Annotated in this window: 22 protein-coding genes; 14 read left to right on the forward strand and 8 right to left on the reverse strand. The window is 45.9% G+C overall.

Annotation, left to right across the window (positions count from 1 at the left end):
* Position 1: 1 nt before the first annotated feature.
* Together NTX75_10605 and NTX75_10610 are read right to left on the reverse strand one after the other, a co-directional pair.
* Positions 2-205, reverse strand: coding sequence for a hypothetical protein (locus tag NTX75_10605; protein ID MCX5816670.1), 204 nt, complete (start codon positions 203-205; stop codon positions 2-4).
* Between the two features lie 41 nt (positions 206-246).
* Positions 247-1,098, reverse strand: coding sequence for a transporter substrate-binding domain-containing protein (locus tag NTX75_10610; protein ID MCX5816671.1), 852 nt, complete (start codon positions 1,096-1,098; stop codon positions 247-249).
* A 134-nt stretch (positions 1,099-1,232) separates the two neighbouring features.
* Here NTX75_10610 and cysS point away from each other — a divergent pair, with 134 nt between their 5' ends.
* The 3 genes from cysS to ade all read left to right on the forward strand — a co-directional run bounded on the left by cysS (position 1,233) and on the right by ade (position 4,944).
* Positions 1,233-2,696, forward strand: a complete 1,464-nt coding sequence (gene cysS, locus NTX75_10615; protein ID MCX5816672.1) for a cysteine--tRNA ligase — start codon at positions 1,233-1,235, stop codon at positions 2,694-2,696.
* 1 nt (position 2,697) lies between these two features.
* Positions 2,698-3,249 carry a 2-oxoacid:acceptor oxidoreductase family protein gene (locus NTX75_10620; GenBank protein MCX5816673.1) on the forward strand — a complete coding sequence of 184 codons (552 nt, stop codon included), beginning with the start codon at positions 2,698-2,700 and terminating at the stop codon, positions 3,247-3,249.
* 69 nt (positions 3,250-3,318) lie between these two features.
* Complete coding sequence (gene ade, locus NTX75_10625; GenBank protein ID MCX5816674.1) at positions 3,319-4,944, forward strand: adenine deaminase; 1,626 nt, start codon at positions 3,319-3,321, stop codon at positions 4,942-4,944.
* A 69-nt stretch (positions 4,945-5,013) separates the two neighbouring features.
* Here ade and NTX75_10630 read toward each other — a convergent pair whose 3' ends face one another.
* Complete coding sequence (locus tag NTX75_10630) at positions 5,014-5,559, reverse strand: hypothetical protein (GenBank protein ID MCX5816675.1); 546 nt, start codon at positions 5,557-5,559, stop codon at positions 5,014-5,016.
* Positions 5,560-5,988: 429 nt separating this feature from the next.
* On the opposite strand from NTX75_10630, the gene NTX75_10635 reads away from it, so the two are divergent.
* The 11 genes from NTX75_10635 to NTX75_10685 all read left to right on the forward strand — a co-directional run bounded on the left by NTX75_10635 (position 5,989) and on the right by NTX75_10685 (position 17,264).
* Positions 5,989-7,308 (forward strand): hypothetical protein, encoded by a 1,320-nt coding sequence (locus NTX75_10635; protein ID MCX5816676.1) that lies wholly within the window; start codon positions 5,989-5,991, stop codon positions 7,306-7,308.
* A 4-nt stretch (positions 7,309-7,312) separates the two neighbouring features.
* Entirely contained in the window at positions 7,313-8,422 is a 1,110-nt protein-coding gene (hisC, locus tag NTX75_10640; protein MCX5816677.1) for a histidinol-phosphate transaminase, read from the forward strand.
* Positions 8,394-10,691, forward strand: a complete 2,298-nt coding sequence (locus tag NTX75_10645; GenBank protein MCX5816678.1) for a xanthine dehydrogenase family protein molybdopterin-binding subunit — start codon at positions 8,394-8,396, stop codon at positions 10,689-10,691. Before hisC ends, NTX75_10645 begins: the two co-directional genes overlap by 29 nt.
* On the forward strand, positions 10,688-11,185 hold the full coding sequence (locus tag NTX75_10650) for a (2Fe-2S)-binding protein (protein ID MCX5816679.1): 498 nt from the start codon (positions 10,688-10,690) through the stop codon (positions 11,183-11,185). Before NTX75_10645 ends, NTX75_10650 begins: the two co-directional genes overlap by 4 nt.
* A complete protein-coding gene (locus NTX75_10655) occupies positions 11,186-12,058 on the forward strand; it encodes a xanthine dehydrogenase family protein subunit M (protein ID MCX5816680.1) in 873 nt (290 codons plus the stop codon).
* Positions 12,045-13,247 carry an MFS transporter gene (locus NTX75_10660; protein MCX5816681.1) on the forward strand — a complete coding sequence of 401 codons (1,203 nt, stop codon included), beginning with the start codon at positions 12,045-12,047 and terminating at the stop codon, positions 13,245-13,247. The genes NTX75_10655 and NTX75_10660 overlap by 14 nt, the downstream gene beginning before the upstream one ends.
* 34 nt (positions 13,248-13,281) lie before the next feature.
* Positions 13,282-14,292, forward strand: a complete 1,011-nt coding sequence (locus NTX75_10665; protein MCX5816682.1) for a GNAT family N-acetyltransferase — start codon at positions 13,282-13,284, stop codon at positions 14,290-14,292.
* Between the two features lie 353 nt (positions 14,293-14,645).
* Positions 14,646-15,275, forward strand: a complete 630-nt coding sequence (locus NTX75_10670; GenBank protein ID MCX5816683.1) for a MotA/TolQ/ExbB proton channel family protein — start codon at positions 14,646-14,648, stop codon at positions 15,273-15,275.
* The gene (locus NTX75_10675) at positions 15,272-15,676 is read left to right on the forward strand and encodes a biopolymer transporter ExbD (GenBank protein ID MCX5816684.1); all 405 of its coding nucleotides are present in this window, start codon (positions 15,272-15,274) and stop codon (positions 15,674-15,676) included. Before NTX75_10670 ends, NTX75_10675 begins: the two co-directional genes overlap by 4 nt.
* A gap of 2 nt (positions 15,677-15,678) precedes the next feature.
* On the forward strand, positions 15,679-16,482 hold the full coding sequence (locus tag NTX75_10680) for a cell envelope integrity protein TolA (protein MCX5816685.1): 804 nt from the start codon (positions 15,679-15,681) through the stop codon (positions 16,480-16,482).
* A complete protein-coding gene (locus NTX75_10685; GenBank protein ID MCX5816686.1) occupies positions 16,479-17,264 on the forward strand; it encodes an undecaprenyl-diphosphate phosphatase in 786 nt (261 codons plus the stop codon). Before NTX75_10680 ends, NTX75_10685 begins: the two co-directional genes overlap by 4 nt.
* On the opposite strand, the gene NTX75_10690 is transcribed toward NTX75_10685, so the two are convergent.
* The 5 genes from NTX75_10690 to NTX75_10710 form a co-directional block, all read right to left on the reverse strand.
* The gene (locus tag NTX75_10690; GenBank protein ID MCX5816687.1) at positions 17,199-17,990 is read right to left on the reverse strand and encodes a VTT domain-containing protein; all 792 of its coding nucleotides are present in this window, start codon (positions 17,988-17,990) and stop codon (positions 17,199-17,201) included. The two genes, NTX75_10685 and NTX75_10690, sit on opposite strands and share 66 nt — an antisense overlap.
* Positions 17,987-19,987 (reverse strand): ATPase, T2SS/T4P/T4SS family, encoded by a 2,001-nt coding sequence (locus NTX75_10695; protein MCX5816688.1) that lies wholly within the window; start codon positions 19,985-19,987, stop codon positions 17,987-17,989. The genes NTX75_10690 and NTX75_10695 overlap by 4 nt, the downstream gene beginning before the upstream one ends.
* Positions 19,984-20,757: a polyprenyl diphosphate synthase gene (gene uppS / locus NTX75_10700; GenBank protein ID MCX5816689.1), complete on the reverse strand. Its 774-nt coding sequence runs from the start codon at positions 20,755-20,757 to the stop codon at positions 19,984-19,986. The genes NTX75_10695 and uppS overlap by 4 nt, the downstream gene beginning before the upstream one ends.
* 250 nt (positions 20,758-21,007) lie before the next feature.
* Positions 21,008-22,225: a VWA domain-containing protein gene (locus NTX75_10705; GenBank protein MCX5816690.1), complete on the reverse strand. Its 1,218-nt coding sequence runs from the start codon at positions 22,223-22,225 to the stop codon at positions 21,008-21,010.
* Positions 22,226-22,242: 17 nt separating this feature from the next.
* A complete protein-coding gene (locus NTX75_10710) occupies positions 22,243-23,097 on the reverse strand; it encodes a MoxR family ATPase (protein ID MCX5816691.1) in 855 nt (284 codons plus the stop codon).
* Positions 23,098-23,358 lie beyond the last annotated feature (261 nt).

A 23,358-nucleotide genomic window follows, 5' to 3' on the forward strand; every position in this document is an offset into this window, starting at 1 on the left:
ATTAAAGCATATTTTTTACCCGCATCTGTAATTCGATGAGGGTGGAATTTGACAGCCTTGTCAGACCGTCCTTTTTGATCTTGTCAGGCCTTACCTTTTTGATTGCCTTGAGAACCGAATATTCTACGCTGAGATTGCTCGTCATGAAGTAGCTGAATGCCCAGCTTGTTATTTCGTATTTGTCTCGCTCAGATAACCAGAACAACTGTTCACCCCTTCTTTGCTATATTTAATGCAGAAGACTTTTTATGGCCAGGGCTCAATCTTGCCCTTCATGGGCAGACAATATTTCGTATTAGCCCCAAACCACTTGTCATATATTTTTTTGTAGGTGCCGTCTTTCCATACATCCTGGATAGCCAGGTTGACGGCGGTCTTCCATTCAATGTCATTTTGGGGCAATCCAATCCCGTATGGCTCGACACTGAAAGATTCTCCTACAAGCTCATATTTTCCCGGTTCTTTTGCGGCAAACCCGATGAGCAGTGTGCTGTCCGCTGTCCAGCCTGCAACCTTGTCCTGATATAAAGCCAGGAAACAGAAGGATTCATCCTGAAAACTCACAATTTGTTTTCGGGGGTTTTTGATGCCGAAACCAGTCATGAGGTTTATCAAGTTCTGTTCGTTCGTTGTTCCCTGTACCACTGCCATCCTCTTGCTGATAATGCCTTTTACTGTATTGTATCTCCCTTTTTTTGCAAGGACAGACTGGCCGTCAAAAAAATAGGTATTGGAAAAGTCGACAAATTTTTCTCTTTCTTTTGTGTGGGTTATGCTTGCAATGCTCATATCAATCTGTTTGTTTTTCACATATTCTATCCGTGTAATGGTTTCAACCCTTACACGCTCAACTTTTAAGGTTTTTCCCATGAACTGCGCGATACGTTTTGCAACCTCATCTGCAAAATCCACCTCAAAACCAACCCACTTATTTTTCTCATTGATGAATGCCAATGGGGCATTATCCTGTAAAAGGCCAATACGAACTGTCCCCGTCTCTTTTACCCTGTCGTAAACAGTACCGGCAATGAGCATACCCGGCATGAGGAGCAACACGAGAAGAATGCCCGTTGAGAATAACCAGCCCTGTTTATTCATCCTGTTCCCCTTTCTTATCCATTGGCAGTATTGTTGTCAATTATGCACAAAATGGTAACCTTATTCTTAAAAAAATGAAAGAGAAAATATATTCATTTTGACAACATGCAAGCCATTATGATAATAATACCGCTATGGCTATAAGGGTATTCAACTCGTTTTCAGGGAAAAAAGAGGAATTCAAGCCCATTAATGAAGGGTTCGTCAAGATGTACGCCTGCGGTGTAACCGTATACGACCATTGTCACATCGGCCATGCGAGAAGCGCCATCGTTTTTGATGTTATATACAGGTATTTCATGGCCAGGGGATATGACGTTACCTACGTGAGAAATTTTACAGACATTGACGATAAAATTATTAATAAATCACGCATTGAAGGTATTGCATGGGAGGAGGTAGGAAAGAAATATATTAAGTCTTTTTATGAAGATATGGACGCCATGAACATACTGAGACCAACCCATGAGCCAAGGGCAACGGAACACATTGAAGAAATGATTTCCCTTGTGGAAGCCCTTGTCAAAAATGGCCACGCCTATGCGGTTGATGGCGATGTTTATTTTTCCGTGGAAAGCTTCAGGAGTTACGGCAACCTGTCGAAGAGAACACTGGAGGAAATGGAGGCAGGCGCCAGGATAAGCATTGATGAGCGGAAGAGAAACCCCCTCGATTTTGCCCTCTGGAAGTCGTCAAAAGAGGGCGAGCCCTGCTGGGTAACCCCATTCGGGGAAGGGAGGCCTGGCTGGCACATAGAATGTTCTGCCATGAGCACGAAATATCTCGGGAGCCCCTTTGATATACATGGAGGAGGGAAAGACCTTATATTCCCGCATCACGAGAACGAGCGGGCACAATCAGAGGCGGCGACAGGGGTTAAATTTGTTAACTACTGGATTCACAATGGTTTTGTGAATATTGACAAAGAAAAAATGTCGAAGTCCCTTGGAAATTTTCTCTTAATCAAGGATTTTATTAAGGATTATCACCCCGAGGTTTTGAGACTTTTCTTTCTTTCGAACCACTACAGGAGCCCCGTAGATTATAGCGACCAATCCATTGAAGACAGCAACACCGCACTGTATCGCCTCTATTATACCCTTGAAAGGGTTCTGGAACTGGAAACGGCGAATCAGGGCGTGGAACCACGGCAATACAAAGAAGCGGACGAACACGAGAAATTGTTCTTCGAGGCCATGGACGATGACTTTAATACTGCACTTGCCTTGTCCCATGTCTTTGAATTGTCGAAGCTCATTAACAAACTCCTTGACAGGAAAGACAAAAGGAGTGCACCATTCATCGTATACACAAAGAACGCGATGCTTCACCTTGCCAATATTCTTGGCATGCTGAGCGATGACTTTAAAAGTTTTGAAGCAAAAGAGAAGGCCCGTCACCTTGAACGTATGGGGCTGACAGCACACGAAATTGAAAATATGATACAGGAAAGGGTTGCGGCAAGGAAAAACAAAGATTTCAAAAAGGCGGATGAGTTTCGTGATACACTTTTAAAGAAGGGGATACTCTTATTGGATACCCCGAAAGGCACTGAGTGGAGAATAAAACATATATTTACATTAAAAGGAGAGGGATAAAATGGTAGAGGTCAGGTTTCACGGAAGAGGCGGCCAGGGTGCAGTAACGTCTGCGGAACTTGTTGCGCAGGCTGCAATAACGACGGATCATTTCGCACAGGCCTTCCCCAGTTTTGGTCCTGAAAGAAGGGGTGCACCTGTACAGGCGTTTTTAAGGGTTTCGGAAACCCCTATTAAGCTGAGGTCAAAGGTGTATCAACCGGATAACGTGGTGATACTGGACCCCACATTATTAGGAGTTGTAAACCCAAGTGAAGGCCTGAAAAAGGATGGTTTTGTTGTCATAAACTCTCACAAGTCGGTAGAAGAATTGAAAAAACTTTTCCCCGGTTACAATATTGCTGTTGTAGATGCCTCGAAAATTGCAAAAGAAGAACTCGGTGTGCCTATAACGAACACTACCATGATAGGCGCCCTCATAAAGGCATCGGGCATCGTTGATCTTGAATCTTTAGAAGAGCCGGTAAAAAAGCGTTTCGGGGTTGTTGCCCAGAAAAACATTAACGCATATACAAGGGCTTTCAAAGAAACGGTTATAATTAAAGCCGAATAATCAAGGTTCACGATGCGTGATTCACAATAAATGGGTATTAGAAGTTCTTAACTTCCTAACTTCTGAATTATGAAAGTTTCCGGTAATATCGTCGATGTACTAAATTCCACCATCTATCCCGGAACAATACTGATTAACGACGGCAGGATTGTTGATATCGTCAGAGACAGCAGACGGTACAATACCTTCATTGTCCCCGGGTTCATCGATGCCCATGTCCACATTGAGAGTTCTATGCTGGTGCCCTCTGAATTTGCCCGGCTGGCGGTAGTTCACGGTACAATAGCTACTGTCTCCGATCCGCACGAGATTGCAAATGTTCTCGGCATAGAGGGTGTCAGATTTATGGTAGAGAATGGGAAGACCGTACCTTTCAATTTCTTCTTCGGCGCCTCCCCCTGTGTGCCTGCCACTTCTTTCGAGACATCCGGCGCCTCCCTCGATGTGCCTGAAATTGATGCACTTCTCAGGAGAGAAGATATTAAATATTTAAGTGAAATGATGAATTTCCCGGGCGTTATCAATGAGGATTCGGATGTGATGGAAAAAGTTGCCATCGCAAAAAGATACGGAAAGCCGATTGACGGTCATGCGCCCGGCTTGAGGGGAGAGACCCTTGAAAAATATGTCCGCGCCGGCATATCAACGGATCATGAAACGTTTCAATATGAGGAGGGTCTTGAGAAGCTTTCCCTGGGCATGAAGCTCATCGTCAGGGAAGGCTCGGCTGCAAAAAACTTTGATGTCTTAAGCCCGCTCATTTTGAAATATTCGGATCAGTGCATGCTGTGCAGTGACGACAAACACCCGGACGACCTTATTACGGGACACATTAACGAGCTGGTAAAAAGGGCATTACGCATGGAGATTGATGTAATGACTGTGCTTAAATGTGCCTGTGTGAACCCTGTTATCCATTATGGGCTTGATACAGGCTTGCTCCGTTCAGGTGATTATGCTGATTTCATTGAAGTGGATAACCTTGAACGTTTTGATATTCTGCGAACGTATATTAATGGCGAGGTCGTTGCAGAACATGGCAAAACCTTGTTGCCCCACTTACCGGCGCCCCTTCTTAACAACTTTTCAGCGACCGAAAAAAAGGTGTCCGACTTTTTTGTTTCCAGAAAAGGCGATACAATCAATGCGATTGAGGTCGTTAACAACCAGGTCATTACAGGCAGGGTAGCTATGACCTGCAGGCCTTCCGAAAACAATGTAATTTCTGACACCGAGAGGGACCTTTTGAAACTTGCCGTGGTAAACAGGTATGAAAACCGCCCGCCTGCAATAGGCTTCGTTAAAAATTTCGGTCTTAAAAGGGGCGCAATTGCGTCATCGGTTGCCCATGATTCCCATAATATTGTGGCTGTCGGGGTAACAGACGAAGATATTTGCAATGCGGTGAATCTGATTATTCAGCACAAAGGGGGGCTTTCCGTGGTATATGATGATGTTCGGGAAATCCTTCCCCTTCCCGTTGCCGGTCTTATGAGCAATGAGGACGGATATAGCATTGCTCAGCATTATGCAAAGCTTGACCACCTTGCCAAACAACTGGGATCGTTTTTAAGTGCACCTTTTATGACGCTGTCTTTCGTGGCCCTCCTTGTTATACCGAAACTAAAGCTGAGCGATAGGGGATTGTTTGATGGCGAGCAGTTTCAATTTACCGGCCTTTTTACCGATAAATGAAATTTTGTAATACTCATTACACTTTCCTCTTCCTGGTCTATCGGAAGCGATAATTCCAGGTTTCCGGTATTATTCAAAAATGATGCTCACTATATCATCCTTATTCACGGGTACGTTGAGGGTTTGCCCATTTTTCAGTTGAATTCTAATATTTTTTCCGCCAGAGGATACAGGCGTACGACTAACTTCTATATTCTTGAAATTGGACAAGGCCCAGTTCTGCATTTTCCCGTCAGCACAATCGAGGGCAAAGCCCGCCCAGGCATATATGGCAGCCCGAAAGATTGAGCCGTCTGTTCTTTCAAAATCGTGCAGGTTGTATAAGGATTCGGTATAACTGAAGCTCGGGGTTATCTTCCGTTTCTCGTTGGTGGCCGTTATCCTTCTCGAATTTTTCACACTCACCTTAAAGCTCTTGCCGTTAGGCTCTAACAGATTGAATTCGTCGGTTATGATCTTTCCGGTTTTGCACTCATAGGAACTGCCGTCTGCTGACTTAGTTAGTCTGATTGATGTGCCAGGTTCGAAGTCAATAGAATCGGCAAATGTCGGAACTGCTCCAAACAATGCTATACACATAACACAGACAACTCCATAGGTCCTTAACTTCATCACGCGATCTCCTCTGGTGCAATTTTGGAATGAACCTACCCCGTTCAAGACAAAAGTCAAGCATACTTAATAAGAAAAGGGGCAATTTGTAGCAAAGGGGTACAATGTGGGCAGCCCTATGAGTGAATTGGTGGCTTATGAACGGAGGCTCGAAGGCCTATCCAAGGAAATTGCTGACACTGTGTCAGCAACTCTTGAAATCTCCGGAAAATCAATACGGACGATGCTTCGCACGATTTACGTTTTCGCCGTGTCATTATCATTCTTCATTCTTCATTCTTAATTATTCATTGCTTTCCATGCGTGCTTCGTGCTTAGGATTCTTCCACAACATAAAAGTATTTCCCCTGTACACCCTTATGGTATATAGTATTGAAGTCTCGTCAGAATGAGTGAAATCCTATCCACCTTCTTTTAACCTGGAGGTTTTGTATGAAAAACTATATGGAACGCACCTCCCTTGATGCACGCATTAACCCCATATTCACAGCCCTCGTTACTTCATTTGCTGAGCAATCTGCAAAGGCCTTCGGGCTTGATCACGCCGGCGCCCTGAAACTGACCCTCGCATGTGAAGAAATTTTTACCTATCTGTGCGGAATAGACAAAGGGGATAAACCGGTAACCATAGAAGCGAAGAATGGTCTTTATTTTGTTCAGGTTAAAATTCTCTTCGATGTGGCCCATTTTGACCCAAGGGCGTTTAATCTTACGGCAAAGGTGTCTCTTGATGACGAAAGCGGCCTTGAAGATATGGGTCTTCTCATTGCATCACGTTCTGTGGACAGGTTCAGCATTAACCATGATGCGAGGGAAGGCACAGGGGTGGTGCTTATCAAAGAAAGAACCTACCCCGAGATTACCTGGGCCGAATCAACAGCAGTCAAACCTTTAAAGGGTTTTACCATTACAGCCCCCGATCCGGAGGCGTTAAAACTCTTTGCACATCAAACCGTTTCGACGTATTCCGACAATCCTTATCCCCCTGATTTTCGTTTTCCCGGCAAGCTGGTTGATATGGTGGCAAGCGGTGAATATAAAGCACTTATTGCAACTGATAATTACGGAGCAATCGGTGGAGGTGTAATATGGCGATGGCGTATTGCGAGAAAGAAAATAGTGGAATGTGCAGGTCCTTACATTTTTGGACAACCCCCCGAATCCGGTATAGCAGAAAAACTCATGGATGCCCTCATTGGTGCTATCGCAAAGACCGAAGCCATTTGCCTGATAAATGAATATGCCTCGCCCGAGTTGCCGAAGCAGTATTTTGAGCCATTAGGCCTGGTTGATTACTATGGGCCTGACGGAACATTCGTGCCATGGTGCCTCTATTACAGGTTGTTGAAGGAAGATGTGGGTTCCCAGGTATGGGCACATCCTGAACTGGAAGATTTTCTTAAAATACAGTACAAATCCTTATCCTTTGCGAGGAAGATCGTATTGACCAGCTATGGCGGGGAAGCAAGACCACCACATTCGGTATTTGCATCTCAATTCGTGCGTACACAGCGGGTGGTTACTTTGCGTCCTGTCTGGGACGGTATTGATGTTTCGGTAAATCTGTCAAGACACGTACAGATCCTAAAAAACGAGGACATACAGACCATATTCCTCGAAATCGATCTTGGCCATGCATGGCAAGCTAACCTGGTCCCGGCTCTTAGAGAAAACGGTTTTACCCCACGGCTTATACTTCCGTATGCCGGCAGGGCGGATATTGTTGTTTTTCAATACAGGGAAGGTATGTAGGGCCATGTTCAGTATTCCCCTCGGCAGCCTTGTACCTGAATACATAAAGAAATTCGAGCCCTATGTCCCGAGCAAACCGGACCAGGAATTGATGAAAATGTACGGGTGCGAACGCCTTTACCGTCTCAATAATAACGAAAACCCTCTTGGACCTCCCCCTGCATCGCAGGAAATTATCCGGCAGCTCTGGCCACCCAAGGCAGGCATTTACCCAAGCGGAGATATTTACTATATGCGGTACAGGCTTGCGGAAAAATTCAACATGCATCCCGACCAGTTTCTCTTCGGGAACGGGGCGAATGAGGTCATTGCCTTTGTTATCAAAGCATTCTGTCAGGAGGGCGACAATATCATCACTGCCGATAAAACCTTTGCTGTTTATGAATGGGTGGCGACATTTTCAGGTTTTGAGGCAAGGCTTGTTCCGTTAAGGGATTTTGGTTTTGATGATGCAGGCATGCTCGATCAGATTGATGAGCGAACAAAGATACTATTTGTCTGTAACCCCAATAACCCTACCGGTACATACTGGAATGAAGATACTTTACGCAATTTTCTGGATGTTATCGGGGGCAGACAGATCGTTGTCGTAGATGAAGCGTATTGTGAATTTGTTGAAAAAGAAGATTATCCGGACGGTATGAAGCTTGTGGAAGAGTACCCGAATCTTGTTGTTTTTCGGACCTTCTCAAAGATGTATGGTCTGGCAGGCTTGCGTATAGGCTACCTTGCAGGGAATCTGGAGGTGGTGGATATTATCCGGCGCACCTGTGTGGTCTATTCCGTGAACACGGTTGCACAGGATACAGCGCTTGCAGCTATTGACGATGACGACCATGTTAGGCGTACCCGTGACCTTGTAAGGACGGAGAAAGCCTATCTCAATGCGGAACTGGACCTGCTTGGGCTTGAAACCCAATCCGGCGAAGGATGCTATATCATGATTAAATTGCCTATGAGCGACACCCTTGCTTACAGGAAGCTTATGAGCGAAGGCGTGATGATCCGGAGCATGACGGGATTCAGATTTCCGAACTGGATACGGGTCAGCATAGGGAAGCATGAGGCGATGGAGGCATTTGCAGATGCACTCAGAAAAATACTCGCTCGGTAAAACCATGCCTCGTTTCGATGCCGTTACAAAGGTGACCGGCCGGGAAAGGTATGCTGCCGATTACTATAGTGATGATTTTCTCTGGGCCGGGGCGAAAAGGGCCGGCGTTCCTCATGCCCGCTTGAAGGGTATTGACATTGCGACAGCTAAAAACATTCCAGGTGTTGTTGCCGTTCTGACCCATAAAGATGTGAAAGGGACGAACAGGTACGGCATAATCCGGAAAGATGAATCAATACTGGCAGATTCAAAAATCCACCATTGCGGCGATGCCGTTGCCCTCGTCCTGGCTGAAGACAGAGAAGCCCTCAGGCGCGCCATTGAAAGCATCGCCTTTGATTATGAGCTATTGCCCGATATTTTTGATCCGGAAGAAGCCCTGAAGAAAACCGCTGTAAAGGTGCACGAGGATGGCTCCGCAGGGAACATTATACGGCATGTCCCGGTAGAGACCGGAACCGCCGAATCCGCTTTCAATGAATGTGACACAGTTGTTGAAGCGGTATTTGAGGTGCCCCGCCAGGAACACGCATACCTCGAGACAGAGGCTGGCTGGGCATATTTTGACAAAACCGGGCAGCTTGTCATTGTTGTTGCTACCCAGACACCCTTTCGCGACCGTTTTGAGATTGCCCCTGCCCTCGGATTGGACATGGAGAAGATACGCCTTATTGTTCCCTATCTCGGCGGCGCATTCGGGGGGAAAGACGGTATAACGCTCCAGTGTCTTCTGGGTCTTGCGGCGCTCCATTCCGGAGGAAGGCCCGTAAAAATGTGGTGGGACAGGGAAGAGAGCTTTCTTGCCAGTGTGAAAAGGTTGCCAGCGCGTATGTATTACAGGCTCGGCGCAAAAAACGATGGAATCCTCCATGCCCTGGAATGCAGGCTCTACTTTGATGGCGGCGCCTATGCTTCTCTCGGCGGAGAGGTCATGACCCTCGCTGCGGAACATGCAGGCTCTGCATACCGGATTCCCCATGTGAGCATAAAAGGCTGGTGCGTTTACACGAATAATCCCGTTGGAGGTCCATTCCGCGGATTCGGTGTCCCACAGGTGACGGCTGCCATGGAACAGATGGTGGACATGCTTGCCTTAAAAATCAGGATGGACCCCCTCGAAATCCGCAGGAAAAACATTGTCAGGCAGGGAGATACTAACTGTGTGGGTGTAACCCTCACACAGTCCACGGGGGCTGAAGAATGTCTCAGGGTGTTGGCGGAACACCCTCTGTGGAGGAAAAAAGATACATGGAAAAAGTCAGCAGCCCCATTCAAAACGCGAGGGGTCGGGATTGCATGTATGGCCCATGCAATGGGATACCCGCCCATTGTTCCTGATGTGGCAAACGCAAAGATTGAGCTTACAGAAGAAGGGAAAATACGGGTATACGCGGGCGTTGTAGATATGGGACAGGGCAATGCGAGCACATACCTCCAGATGGCAGGTGAGATACTGGGTCAGGATATAACCGGGATGGAACTTGTATTACCTGATACAGAACGGACGTTACCTTCAGGCTCATCATCTGCCAGCAGGACGACCTACACGTACGGCAATGCCTTAATAAAAGCAGCAAATACCTTGAAAATGCGCATTTTTGAGAAAATATTGCCACTGGTTCAGAGATCAGATGTCAATGAGTTTATCCTTGCACCTGACAGGGTTATCCATACACCCACAGGGAAAGAGGTTTCCCTTAAAGAAGCTTCCCGTTTTTTTAGTGAATCCGAAAGAGTCTGTATTGATACTTTTACAATGCCTGTTGTAAAGGGCATGAACGATGTTATCTATATGGGCCCCCATCTTATTTATTCTTATGGAGCCCATCTTGTCTATGTGGAGATTGACAGGCTTACAGGTGAGGCAGAAGTAAAAGACTATCTTGCTGTTACCGATGCCGGCAGGGTCATAAATCCTCAGGTTTTTGAGCAGCAGATACAGGGCGCAATCGCACAGGGTCTTGGCTATGCCCTGTACGAAGATTACAGGGTCGATGAGGGGGTTCACCTGACCCGTGATCTTGCAACCTACATCATCCCTACGTCTATGGATATACCTGAAATGACGTCCATTCCGGTGGAAACCATTGAAGAATCAGGCCCGTTTGGTATGAAAGGCGCAGGAGAAATCGCCATGAGCGGCCCCTTGCCGGCCGTTGCAAACGCTATATACGATGCATGCGGCATCAGAATTCCCCGTTCACCATTCACGGCAGAGAAGATTCTCATGACCATGCAAGATGAAAATAGGGGAGAGGTTTTGCGGTGAAGGTTTTTTTCATTCTCAACGGTTTACAGACTGTGATTGATGTTGACCCTGACAGAAGGGTGGTGGATATCCTCCGGGAGGACCTGCGACTGACAGGCACAAAGGAAGGTTGTGGTTCAGGCGAGTGCGGGGCATGCAGCATTCTTGTGGATGGCGAAAGCAGGCTTTCCTGCCTCATGCTTGCAGCGCAGCTTGAGGGAAAAAAGGTTATCACTGTCGAAGGGTTGGCTTCAGGTAAAAACATGCACCCTGTTCAGGAAGCGTTTGTTGAACATGGTGCAGTTCAATGCGGATTCTGTACCCCGGGAATGGTTATGGCAACAGTAGACCTTCTCAGCAGGAATGCTGAACCAACCAGGAGCGAGATCAGAGAAGCTATAAGCGGCAACCTATGCCGTTGCACTGGTTACCAGAAGATTGTCGATGCAGTGGAAGTGGCTGCAAAAGCAATGAAGAATGAAGGGTTAAGAGTTAAGAATGGCGGGGAAGGATAGATGAGAGAGGTATTTATACCGGATCATCTTGATGAGGTATGGGATATTCTCGAAAGAGAACCGGAGGCATTGCTCTATGCCGGCGGCACCGACCTTCTGGTCAGGCTCAGATTTGACTTCGCCGGTTCGCCGGTTCGCCGGTTCGCCGGTTCGCTCATCTGCCTCGAACGGATAGACGAACTCAAAAGCATCCATGAGGCAGATGGTCAGATATTTATCGGCAGTTGTGTAAGCCATACAAAGCTCATGGAAAACCTGCTCATCCAGAAGCACTTTCCCTTTTTAATTCAGGCGGTGAAGGTTCTCGGTTCACCTCCAATCAGAAACATGGGTACAATCGGTGGGAACATCTGCACCGCCTCTCCTGCAGGTGATACACTCCCTCCCCTGTACACGCTTGGAGCTATTGTGGAGATACGATCCATTGACAGTAACAGGCTTGTGCCGCTCAAGGGTTTTATCAAAGGTCCCGGCAAAACGGCCCTTCAGAGGAGTGAGATCGTCTATGGGGTATGGATTAACACGGACCAGGATTATAATGTCTGTTATTACGAGAAGGTAGGGCAACGGAAGGCGCTTGCCATTGCCATTGCCAGTTTCGCAGCTTTGCTGAAACTATCAGAGTCGGGCATCATTGAAAAGGCGCTGTTTGCCTGGGGAAGCGTGGCGCCTGTGATTGTAGCCTCTCGGGAAGTAGAGGGGGCACTCATTGGAAGGCCCCTCACCGCGGAGTCTCTCAAGTCGGTTGTTCCACTCGTTGAGAAGGCCGTATCTCCCATAGACGATGTCCGGGCAAGCGCAGAGTATAGAAGAATGGTGGCTGGAAATCTTCTTTTCCGCCTGCTGCAATATGGGAACCATGGCAGCACCTGAAAGGCTTTTTTCCAGGGATTTTATCCTTCTCAATCTGATATTCTTCATAGCATCTACCGCAACGGCGATCTTTTTTCAATTCCATCGGTACCTGAGCTTCCTCGGGATCCCCGAAGGCTGGTCCGGATTTATTATTGCCGCCGATGCCATTCCCGCCTTGATCCTTCAACCGCTTCTCGGCGTTTTTTTGAACAATAATAATGCCAGGAAATGGATGTTCGGGGGCGTTACATGCATGATTGCAGCGCTTTTATCGTACGGTTTTGCAACCACAGTGACGGCCCTCATTGCAGTGCGCATATTCCAGGGCGCAGGTTTTGCCTGTCTCATTGCTGCAATGATGGTGCTGATGGTAAATTACATCCCCTCACAAAAAAGCGGTACGGCCTTTGGAATCGTCTCTACCGTACGGCTGTTGCCCTATGCTCTTATCCCGCCCGTTATGAGCGGTTACTTCAAGGCGCCTCAGGACTTTTCAAAAGCGCTCACATACAGCGTTCTGCCCATGGCGCTGTCTTTGATGGCCGTTCTGCTGTTAAAATCACCGGATATTTTACCGGGGGGGCCGGGTCTCCGGCAGTCCATAAAAAAGAGGGAATTACTCGAAGACATAAAGGACCGCGGGGTATCCATTGTCCTTGTGATAAACCTCCTCTTGTACAGCGGATATACAACGGTCTTTTTCTTTCTCGAAGGATATGACCGGAAGATGGGTATAGAAAACCCGGGTCTATTCTTTACCATTGCCACAATGACAATGATCGGGGTAAGGGTTTTTGGAAGCGCTTTATTTGATAAAATAAATAAGGTATACCTTACGCTCTGGAGTATGGCCGGACTTGTTGTATGTTATGCCGCCCTGCCCTTTACGTCCTTTTACGGCTTTTTCTATATTCTGGCCTTTTTCACCGGGCTTGGCTGGGGGATAGTAATGCCTGTCCTCAATGCCTTGATGTTTGAGGTCTCTGCCCCTCCCTTCCGGGGGCTTAATCTGAACTTGTCTCTTGTCATGATGCAGGGAGGGTTTTTTGTGGGCCCGTTTCTGGGGGGACTGGTACATGGATGGTGGGGTTATAACATGCTCTTTTATTTTTGCGCATCGTTGAGCCTGCTCTCTGCGGTGTTTACGTGGAGGCTTTTGCATCACGTGAATGAGAGCGATAAGAGCGGGCAGGGCAGGACTGACTGATTAAAAAAGGTTATTATATAAAACGGAGGAAGTGATGGATGAAAAAAGATTTGAGATAGACATTTTTCACCCCGGAGACGCAGAAGGGGTGGCAAAACTATTTACCGCGATATACGGCAAGGGGTATCCGGTAAAAATTGTGTATAGCCCCGAACAGCTCATCGGCGCTTTTGAGACAAAGAATAATATACCCGTTGTTGCCCGTACCCCGGAAGGTGATATTATCGGATATGTTGCCATGTTCCGGTCAGCGCCGCATCAGAAACTTTACGAGGCGGGCCAGGGACTTGTTCTGCCTGACTACAGAAATATGGGGATTGCTGCGGCGATGAACCGATATCTCTGTGATATTGTAGCAGCAGAATTTCACATTGATGCAATTTTCGGTGAAGCGGTTTGCAATCATACCCATATGCAGCGGGCCTGGGCAGAGTACGAACCCATCGAAACGGCAATCGAGGTAGATCTTATGCCTGCCGAGGCATATACAAAGGAGAAGAGCGCATCCGGACGTGTGTCCACCCTTGATATGTTCAAGACATATATATCAAGACCGCATACGCTATACATTCCTCCTGTCTACAATGATATTATCCGCTACATCTATTCTGCATATGATGATGCGCGTGCATTTGCTGTGTCCAGCGGACGCCCTCCGGCAAATGTGCGAACGAACCACACCGTGCAGGTCTTTGATTTTGCACAGGTGGCCCGTGTGGCTGTCTTCGAAGCCGGTTTCGATTTCGAGGATATTTTTGATAATGAAGAGAAGGAACTCCTCGATCAGGGCCTTCTGGTTATTCAGGTCTGGCTGAAGATCTCGTGTCCATGGATTGATAGTGCCGTGCAGTTTTTGCGCAGGAAAGGATATTTCTTTGGAGGCGCACTTCCCCGGTGGTTTGATGATGATGGCCTGCTCATGCAGAAGATTGTGGGAACGCCCAACTGGGAAGGCATCCAGCTTTACTCTGAACGTGCCGAAAAGATACTGGATTTCGTGAAAACCGATAGTGAAATAACGTCAGGCAAAATAAATAACCTTTAATTTAAAATTATATTTTTTTCTTGACAAGAATAAACGTATGTAGTACTTTTATTCTAGATATGTTAAATAATTCACAAGATAAGAAGTGTAAAACCTGCTATCGGCAGGGCAATACATTGGTTTTCGATAACTGCTATATAAATAAACGTATTGATTTTTGCCAATTGAGCAATGTTTCACAAAGTACCACCCCTTAACTTTGAAATTCACCTCCATAAGCTTCTCATAATAACCCCCCTTCCCCCTGGGGCCACCCAGGGGGTTTTTTCTTTACAAGACAAGTGGTGGTGGTGTATATTTTCATATTCATGGACATTTCAAGTATAAACAACTACACGGGCGGAGTATTGAGTATGCTTTACTCTGCAGGACCCGTAGCGAAGGCAGTTGTATTTATCCTTTTTATATTTTCTATCGTCTCCTGGACAATTATCCTGTATAAATGGAATCAATACAGAAAAGCCGAGAAAGAGGGCGAGAAGTTTATTAAGACAGCAAAAAATGCCGATTCATTTAAAAAGCTTATAGCTACATACAGAGAGAACCCTGATAATATATTTTACCGGTTGATGCTTGCTTCGTATAAAGAGCTTACTTCAATACAGAAAGATAACCCGGGAATAAGACCAGAAGTTGTTCAACATGTTGAAAATGCACTAAAAATTACCCTGTCGGAGGAAACCGAGCGCCTTGAAAGAAGACTTTCATTTCTTGCCACAACGGCAAACGCTGCACCTTTCATTGGATTGTTCGGTACGGTATGGGGTATCATGGACTCTTTCCGTGAGATAGGCCTGAGAGGAACGACAAGCCTTTCAGTTGTAGCGCCTGGCATAAGCGAGGCGCTTATTGCTACTGCCATTGGCCTCGCTACCGCCATACCTGCAGTGCTCGCCTATAATTATTTTATCGGGAGACTCAAAAGAATCTCTTCCAAAATGGAAAATGCATCCATGTATATCCTTAACCTTCTTGAAAAATGAAGTTATCGAAGGACTCAAAAGGCCCACTTTCAGAAATAAACATCATCCCCCTTGTCGATGTCATGCTCGTTCTCCTTATCATATTTATGATAACGGCCCCTATGATGCAGCAAGGCATGGGTATCGACATCCCCAAGGTAACAACAAAGCCCCTTCCCGCTAAAGATGAACCGCAGATTTTGAGTATTACAAAGGATCAGCAGCTTGTTTTGAATGAGAAAAAGCTGAACATAAAGGACCTGAAGGCAGCCATACAACTCCTTTTTGTAAATAGGGGTGACAAGGAAATCTTCCTGAGGGCAGACAAGGACGTGCCGTACGGGTTTGTCGTCAATTGTATGGGGATTGTCAGAGAGGCTGGCGTTGAGAAGGTGAATATCGTTACCCGACCGCTTGAGTAATAATGAAAGAAGAAACCTGGTTCAAAATGCTCGTTGTGTCCACCATCCTGCATATTCTCATAGTCGGCGCATTCAGCATACCCATGAAAAAATCATCAAAAAAGATTTCAATGTTGTCCTCGTACACCGTTAATCTTGTGGGGGATCCGGGTGCCGGGGCGTTGGGAGGGGATGGAAGGATGTCTGGCCCTGCACAGGCAAAGAAGGCACCGGAAGCAAAAGTCACAAAACCGGTGCCCGCTGCAAAGAAGCCTGCACCCGTAAAAACAAAACCAAAACTTGAGAGGAAAGAAAAAGAGACAGCCGTATCTCTATCCAGGAAAAAGGCGCCGGCAAAAGAAGCAACCACAAGGGAAGAACTGAGTCGTCTCAACGACAGGATAAAGGAAATCCGCAAACGTACAGACTACCTCGATGTTTCACGGGCACCAGGATCCGGGGGAAGTCCGGGAAAAACAGGGGGTTCAGGGTATGGCCTTCCTGGTTCTTCGGAAGGAGGGGCAAGACCCATGGACCCGGTCTCGCAGCAATATATCCTTGGGATATGGGAGAAGATCAAAAATTCCTGGGGATTGCCGGGCATGTCTTCCTTTAAAAAAGATTTGGAAACGGTTGTAACAATAAAGATAAGAAAGGATGGCAGGATTGTTGATATCAATATCGAAAAGAGGTCCGGGAACAGAATGTATGATGAATCGATCCTAAGGGTATTAAGATCAGTTGACCCTCTTCCGTCAATACCTGCCTCATTAAATATGGACACAATGGAAATAGGCTTCCGGTTCCTGCCGGGTGACTTATCGTGAACCTGACAGAGAGCATTATAATGGGAGCAGTACAGGGCATAACAGAGTTTCTGCCCATAAGCAGTTCAGCCCATCTCATTGTTCTCCCCTGGTTTTTTAACATCGATGACGGAAATATTAACAAGCTTACCTTCGATGTCATGCTCCACTTTGGGACCCTTCTGGCCATATTATCTGTCTACGGTAAAAGATTTATAACCATTGTGATCGAAGGTCTCCGTGGCCTGAAGGACAGGCGAATAATAAATTCACTTCTGATGAAGATTGTTGTAGCCACTATTCCTGCGGCAGTCCTGGGCTTGTTCTGTAAGGATTTCATTGAACTTTACTTCAGGACACCCCATGTAACAGTGTTCAGTCTTATTGCTGTGTCCATCTTGATGATTGTCTCTGAAAGAATTTTTGTGAGCGGCAAGGAGACAACATACCCGATAGCAATCATGATTGGTTTTGCCCAGGCCCTTGCCCTTATCCCGGGTACATCGCGAAGCGGAATAACTATAACGGTGGCCATTTTGCTGGGGTTAAAACGTACTCAGGCTGTTGACTTTTCTTTTCTCCTCTCCATACCGATAATAATGGGTGCGGCGCTCTATGAATCGAAGCACATCGACTACAGTGGCGGCGGAATGGATATATACATGCTCGGCGTCCTGTCATCCTTTGTCTTTGGCTATTTCAGTCTTAAATTTTTGATCGGCTTTTTGAAGAATCACTCACTCGATGTCTTTGCCTTTTACCGCATCGGCCTGGCGTTGCTTATCCTTTTTTTTCCGAAGTAATGCCTGGAAAGCATTACTAAATCCCTGTATTATGTAATTTTTCGTGAAATACAGGATAGCGGTAAAAGCTATACTGGCAGCAAGCAACCAGAAGAACGCCTGATATTTTCCCTGGCTCACCGCAGTGCCTTGCATTGTAAGCATCAGTGTGCCGGGCAGCCTGCCGAAGATGTTCATAAAGAGAAAGTCTACAAGCCTCATACGGCTAAGTCCCAGCAGGTAGCACAGAGAGTCTTTCGGGAATCCCGGCAAAAGAAAGAGGATAAAGGTTATATTTAACCCTTTATGTGTTATGAAATTATTGAGTTTATCAATGTATTCTTTCTTAACCACCTTTTCTACGAGTTTTATGCCGAAGACCCTGGTGAACGAAAATGCCAGGAGCGAACCAAGGGTGAGGCCGATGGTAGATAATAGTAAACCTTGGATGTTCCCGAATAAAAGACCCCCGACAAAACCGGTAACTTCGCCGGGAACAGGCGCAAACACAACCTGGGCAGATTGGACAAGGATGAACATTACGGCAGCGAATGGACCGAAAGAGGCAACGAAAACCTTGAGCCTTTTTGGTTCGAAGAAGAATCTGTAGAATTTTATTATCTCTTTCCACGCACCTTCTTCGTGCCAGACATAGAATATCAAAATGACGAGGGCAAGCCCCGATGTCCAGAGAAGAACCCTCAACAGTGTTGATGCAGATTTTGTTTTGACTATTGATCTTTTCAAGACTGAATCGCCACCGTCCTCAGAACCTCTTCCACTGTGGTCAATCCGTCCTCAAGTAATATGACGCAGTAGTCTTTGAGTGTTATCATGCCGCCTTTTATGGCCTCCTGTCTTATAATCTCAGACCCGGCACCTTCACTGATATGACGCCTTACCCCTCCAGTTACTTTAAGCACCTCGTAAACACCGACCCTTCCCTTATATCCAGTCATATTGCATACATCGCAACCCTTTCCTTTATACAACTCTATATTCTCCGGCAATCCGAGGTATGTTATAGCCGCCACGTTATCCGGTTTATATTTTTCTTTACAATTTGAACATATTCGCCTTACGAGCCTTTGAGCGACAATACCGATGATTGATGTGGAAATAAGAAAAGATTCTATGCCCATTTCGTTGAGTCTCATGAAGGTGCTTGGTGCATCATTGGCGTGGAGGGTTGTAAAGACAAGATGGCCTGTAAGGGCTGCTTCAACAGCGATTTTAGCAGTTTCTTTATCCCTTGTCTCACCAACAAGTATGATGTTCGGGTCCTGTCTCAAAAAGGCCCTGAGAACCCGCGCAAAATCGAGACCGATATCGGAATTTACCTGCACCTGGTTTATTCCTGCAAGGTCATACTCAATGGGGTCTTCCACGGTTGATATATTCACATCAATGTCGTTCTTTTCAGCAAGGGCGCTATAAAGTGTTGTGCTTTTACCGGAGCCGGTGGGCCCGGTCACGTATATGATACCGTAAGGTTCGGCTATCATCTCTCTGACGAGATCAAGAGTAGGCTTGTGTGAAATTAATTTATCCAGACCAAGCATTGTATTGCTCTTGTCGAGGATCCTTGCACATATCTTTTCGCCGAACTTTGTTGGAAGCGATGAAACCCTGAAGTCTATCGATTTACTCCCTACCTTCATGGATATTCTGCCGTCCTGTGGCATTCTTCTCTCTGTAATATCCAGTTTGGAAATGATTTTAATCCTGCTTATGAGCGGGAGGATAACCTTTCGCGGCAGCATCATCTCTTCTTTAAGGATACCGTCGATCCTGTAACGAACCCTGCATCCGCGCTCCATGGGTTCTATGTGAATGTCGCTGGCACCCTTTTTTAATGCCATACCGATAATACTGTTTGTCAGTCTTACAATGGGTGCCCCCTGTGCCTCACTTTCCAGGTCTGCTATCCCCATCTCATCTTCCTTTCCTTCTTCAACCTCCATATCTTTTAATATGTCGGACTGGAGATTGTCCATATTGTCAAGGAACGTATCTATGTTGACTTCGGGTTTCTCCTCCTCCTCCTTCATAATCTCAGGATACTCTTTTTCCATGAAGGTCTTTAGATCGCCCTCGCTAATAAGCGCCAGTTCTATGGCGACTCCCTTGATAAACTTTCTTACCTCGTCTATGGCAAGGATGTCATTCAGATTGACCATACCTAGTGTCACGGTGTTATTGGAGTATGCAATAGGTAATACCTTTTGTTTCATGATAACCTGTTGGGGGACAAGCGACAGCACGTCAGAGTCTATTTTGAGGGTGGCTAAGGATTTCATGCCCATACCCCTCTGAACATTCAACCCCTCCAACCTTTCCGCAACGATCTTGTTCAAGGACATGGAAATCGAAGGGTGTTCTTTCATGAGGGATTCAAAATCCTTCTTCTCAAGCACAAACACAGACGTTGCCTGGGTTGCCATTACCGTAGCAGAACGCGGATTGCCGGTTAAAAGGGCCATTTCACCAAAACATGCCCCCCCATCAAGGGATGCAATGGTCATGTCAATCCCCATAGATTGTTCTCTTTTTTTAATATCCACCTTGCCATCTTTTATGATAAACATGGCGTCCCCGGGTGCACCTTCTCTGACAATAGCCGTATTGGGCGGATACACACGTTCCTTTAGCCTGTTTACTAATTCCTGGAGTTCCTCCTGGCTCAGGGATTTAAATAGTTCCGTATTTTTCAGACACAGCATTTTATCGGTACAGGTGTTCATTGCCCAAACCTTCTGCTCCTGTGCTGGTAACTCCTGATAGCCCTTAAGAAATCAATTTTCCTGAAAACAGGCCACAGGGCATCACAAAAGTAAAACTCGCTGTATGCGCTCTGCCAGAGGAGAAAACCGCTTAGGCGTATCTCGCCGCTTGTCCTGATAATCAGGTCTGGATCAGGAATCCCGTTGGTGTATAGGTGGCTTGTAATGTCTTCCAAAGTGATGCTGTTCGCCAGCTCATCTATGGTGCTGACCTTTTTTTCTTTGACAGCCTTCTTTACCGCTTCCAGAATTTCTTCCCTGCCGCCATATCCGATTGCAATATTGAGCATATGGTTTGTATGGGTTTGCGTAGATTCTTCGGTCCTTTTTATTGCTGCCTTCAGTTCTTCCGGGAGCGTATCAATCTTGCCCAGCGCTTTAATTCTGAAGCCATTCTTCTTTATGACAGGGCTTTTTGCGAGCTCTTCTATCTTTTCCTGTATCACTTTCAGAAGTGCCTCAACCTCTTCCTTATTTCTCTGGATATTCTCGGTGGAGAAAACCCATATAGTGATAATTTTTATACCCAAATCAGCGCACCATTGCAAGACATCATCCAGTTTATTAGCGCCCTGTTTATGGCCCATTGTAACATTATCATAGCCCATTTCCTTTGCGTATCTCCGGTTGCCGTCGAGGATAAGGCCAAGGTGGGTTGGCATTTCACCCTTTTTCACGCCTTTTTCGAGGAACTTTTCATACGAAAAATATAATAATTTCTTAATAGGCATAATAAATTATAATGCATTTTGAAATAAAATGACACGAATTTGTGAATAGCTTTTAGCTGATAAGCAATTAGCGATACAGCTCACATGGTGAGCGAGAGGGGAAGACTCCAAGTGAACCGTTCAATCTGTTCAAGTAGTTCAAGCGGTTTGAACATTTAAGAAAGGAGGAGGCGACCCCACTACGGGGACAGGCGCAAGCCCCGGTAATAGAGGGTTTTGGCTAACAGCTATGAGCTAACAACTATGAGTATTAGTTCAGTACCGAAGGCTTTGCCTTTGATGTGAGGGCCTTTATAGCATCTTTGAGGCCATCGAGGGTAAGCTCGAACATGGGGAAAACCTTGCCAACAGTGTCAACCGTGTAATGGCCCCAGAAATTCTTATGCGTGGGATTCAACCATACCGAGTGAGGGAAATGCTGTTTTATTTTCATGAGCCATTCAATACTTGGTTTATCGTTTGTGGAGAAATAATCAATACAGCCGTTTACATCAAACAATTCTGAGTAGGCCATTCGCGCATCTCCTACAAGTACCACTTTGTATCCTTTGTGGAATTGTGAAAAAAGCTTTTCCGTGGGTATGCGTTTATAGTTCGCAATATCTTCATAGATATCCTGATAAATGCAGTTATGGAAGAAAAAGTATTTAAATTCTTTGAAGTGTTCCATTTGTGATGCAGCAGAAAAAAGTCTTTCACATAGTTCCGTATAAGGAAGCATTGAGCCGCCGGTGTCCATAAGGAGGATAATCCGTACCGTATTTTCCCTGGACCTGTTAAAAACAAGCTCTATCTCGCCGCCCTCTTTTGCAGTTTTATCGATGGTTTCATCGATATCCAATTCTTCCTGTGCGCCTTCCCTCTTGAGTTCTCTCAGTTTTTTCAGGGCCATCTTTGTCTGTCTCACATCGAGGATGATATCGTTCCTGTAATTCCTGAACCTCCTCTCTTCGGCTACCTTGGCAGCGGATTGCATCCATGACTCGCCGCCCACCCTGATGCCGCCGGGATGGTGTCCATAAGCGCCAAATGGCGATGTGCCCCCTGTGCCGATCCATTTTCCCCCGCCATCATGCCTTTCTTTCTGTTCCTTGAGCCTTTCCATGAACTGTTTCATCAACTCATCCATGTTATGTTCTTTTCTGAATTCTTCAAGTCTCTGCTGGAATTCTGCTATTTCCTCGGGTGTCATTTTGGGGAGTTTGTGGAGAGGGTTTTCAAGCCAGTCGAGGACCTTGTCGAGCTCAGGGCCTTCTGTTTTTATACCGCCGAAGTATTCCTGAAAGGCCTGATCAAACATATCGTAATAAGCTTCACTCTTTACAAGAAACGCCCTCCCCACATAATAAAGGTGGTTCAGGCTTGACTGGAAATAACCATTATATAAGGCTTCGATAAAGGATACCCATTCTGTAACAGTAACAGGCACCCCCTTTTTTCTCAATAAGTAGAAAAAATCAGTAAACATGGTTTAGCTCCAAAGTTCTAAAATCTCCTCTTGAAGCCGAACCCCCCTCCCTGGGCATGGGAAAGCTTTATGAATCTGCCGGTATCCTGCTCGTTTTTTAAAATTGCTCCCAGAAAAGGTATCTCTGAGCTGATCTTGTCCGTACTGATTCCGCCTAACGAGAGGGCCTTTATCCAATCGAGAAGCTCGCTGGTGGACGGTTTCTTTCTCAGCCCATCCACATCCCTTATCCAGTAGAACCTCTTGATGGCCTCCCTTACCAGTTTATTCTCAATATCAGGATAATGGACCCTTACGATCTTTTCCATCATCTCTTCGTCAGGGAATTCGATATAGTGGAATACGCATCTTCTTAAAAAGGCATCGGGAAGTTCTTTTTCTGAATTGCTTGTGATAATCAAGACAGGCCTGTGTTTGGCTGTAACTTCTTCGTCAAGTTCGGGGATATGGAATGACATCTCATCAAGCTCATTAAGAAGGTCATTAGGAAATTCCACATCCGCCTTATCAATCTCATCGATGAGCAATACAAGCTGTTCGTCGTTTTTGAATGCCTGTCCTAATTTGCCCATTTTTATATATTGTCTTATATCGGAAATATCTTTATCTTTAAACCGTGCATCATTTAATCTCTGGATGGTATCATATACGTAAAGCCCGTCCTTTGCCTTTGTTGTTGACTTGACATTCCAGATGAGAAGTTTTTTGTTCAGCGCCTTCGAAATACTATGGGCGAGCAGAGTCTTGCCTGTGCCCGGTTCACCCTTTATTACAAGTGGTTTCCCCAGTGCAATCGAAACGTTAACAATTTCCATTAAGGGTTTTGAAGCTATGTAATCTTCACTCCCTTTGTATCCTTGACCTGTAACCATTGTGTAAGCCTCCTGTCTATAAGTGAAAAATATCACTTGTAGTATAAGGTTTTATAGCCCCATTGTCAACAGTCTAAACCTGCACAATTATTCGTAGAAACAGGACAGTCCCGCCAGACAGGACAGCCTGTCCACGGTTTTTACCTTGTATTGAGGGCAATATTACCGGTTAAATTTCTTGCAGGCACTTGCGTAGGCCATAATGGCTTTAACATAGTTGTCACAGTGGTTGTAGGCCCAAATGGCTTGTTTTTTCTTTTG

It is taken from the genome of Pseudomonadota bacterium, from assembly GCA_026388315.1.
Lineage (GTDB): Bacteria > Desulfobacterota > Syntrophorhabdia > Syntrophorhabdales > Syntrophorhabdaceae > MWEV01.

Excerpts from the sequence above, each read along its gene's own strand:
- NTX75_10610 (MCX5816671.1), bottom strand. The coding sequence starts at position 1,098 with ATGAATAAACAGGGCTGGTTATTCTCAACGGGCATTCTTCTCGTGTTG.
- cysS (MCX5816672.1), top strand. The coding sequence starts at position 1,233 with ATGGCTATAAGGGTATTCAACTCGTTTTCAGGGAAAAAAGAGGAATTC.
- NTX75_10620 (MCX5816673.1), top strand. The coding sequence starts at position 2,698 with ATGGTAGAGGTCAGGTTTCACGGAAGAGGCGGCCAGGGTGCAGTAACG.
- ade (MCX5816674.1), top strand. The coding sequence starts at position 3,319 with ATGAAAGTTTCCGGTAATATCGTCGATGTACTAAATTCCACCATCTAT.
- NTX75_10635 (MCX5816676.1), top strand. The coding sequence starts at position 5,989 with ATGAAAAACTATATGGAACGCACCTCCCTTGATGCACGCATTAACCCC.
- hisC (MCX5816677.1), top strand. The coding sequence starts at position 7,313 with ATGTTCAGTATTCCCCTCGGCAGCCTTGTACCTGAATACATAAAGAAA.
- NTX75_10645 (MCX5816678.1), top strand. The coding sequence starts at position 8,394 with ATGCACTCAGAAAAATACTCGCTCGGTAAAACCATGCCTCGTTTCGAT.
- NTX75_10655 (MCX5816680.1), top strand. The coding sequence starts at position 11,186 with ATGAGAGAGGTATTTATACCGGATCATCTTGATGAGGTATGGGATATT.
- NTX75_10660 (MCX5816681.1), top strand. The coding sequence starts at position 12,045 with ATGGCAGCACCTGAAAGGCTTTTTTCCAGGGATTTTATCCTTCTCAAT.
- NTX75_10665 (MCX5816682.1), top strand. The coding sequence starts at position 13,282 with ATGGATGAAAAAAGATTTGAGATAGACATTTTTCACCCCGGAGACGCA.
- NTX75_10670 (MCX5816683.1), top strand. The coding sequence starts at position 14,646 with ATGCTTTACTCTGCAGGACCCGTAGCGAAGGCAGTTGTATTTATCCTT.
- NTX75_10675 (MCX5816684.1), top strand. The coding sequence starts at position 15,272 with ATGAAGTTATCGAAGGACTCAAAAGGCCCACTTTCAGAAATAAACATC.
- NTX75_10680 (MCX5816685.1), top strand. The coding sequence starts at position 15,679 with ATGAAAGAAGAAACCTGGTTCAAAATGCTCGTTGTGTCCACCATCCTG.
- NTX75_10695 (MCX5816688.1), bottom strand. The coding sequence starts at position 19,987 with ATGAACACCTGTACCGATAAAATGCTGTGTCTGAAAAATACGGAACTA.
- uppS (MCX5816689.1), bottom strand. The coding sequence starts at position 20,757 with ATGCCTATTAAGAAATTATTATATTTTTCGTATGAAAAGTTCCTCGAA.
- NTX75_10705 (MCX5816690.1), bottom strand. The coding sequence starts at position 22,225 with ATGTTTACTGATTTTTTCTACTTATTGAGAAAAAAGGGGGTGCCTGTT.
- NTX75_10710 (MCX5816691.1), bottom strand. The coding sequence starts at position 23,097 with ATGGTTACAGGTCAAGGATACAAAGGGAGTGAAGATTACATAGCTTCA.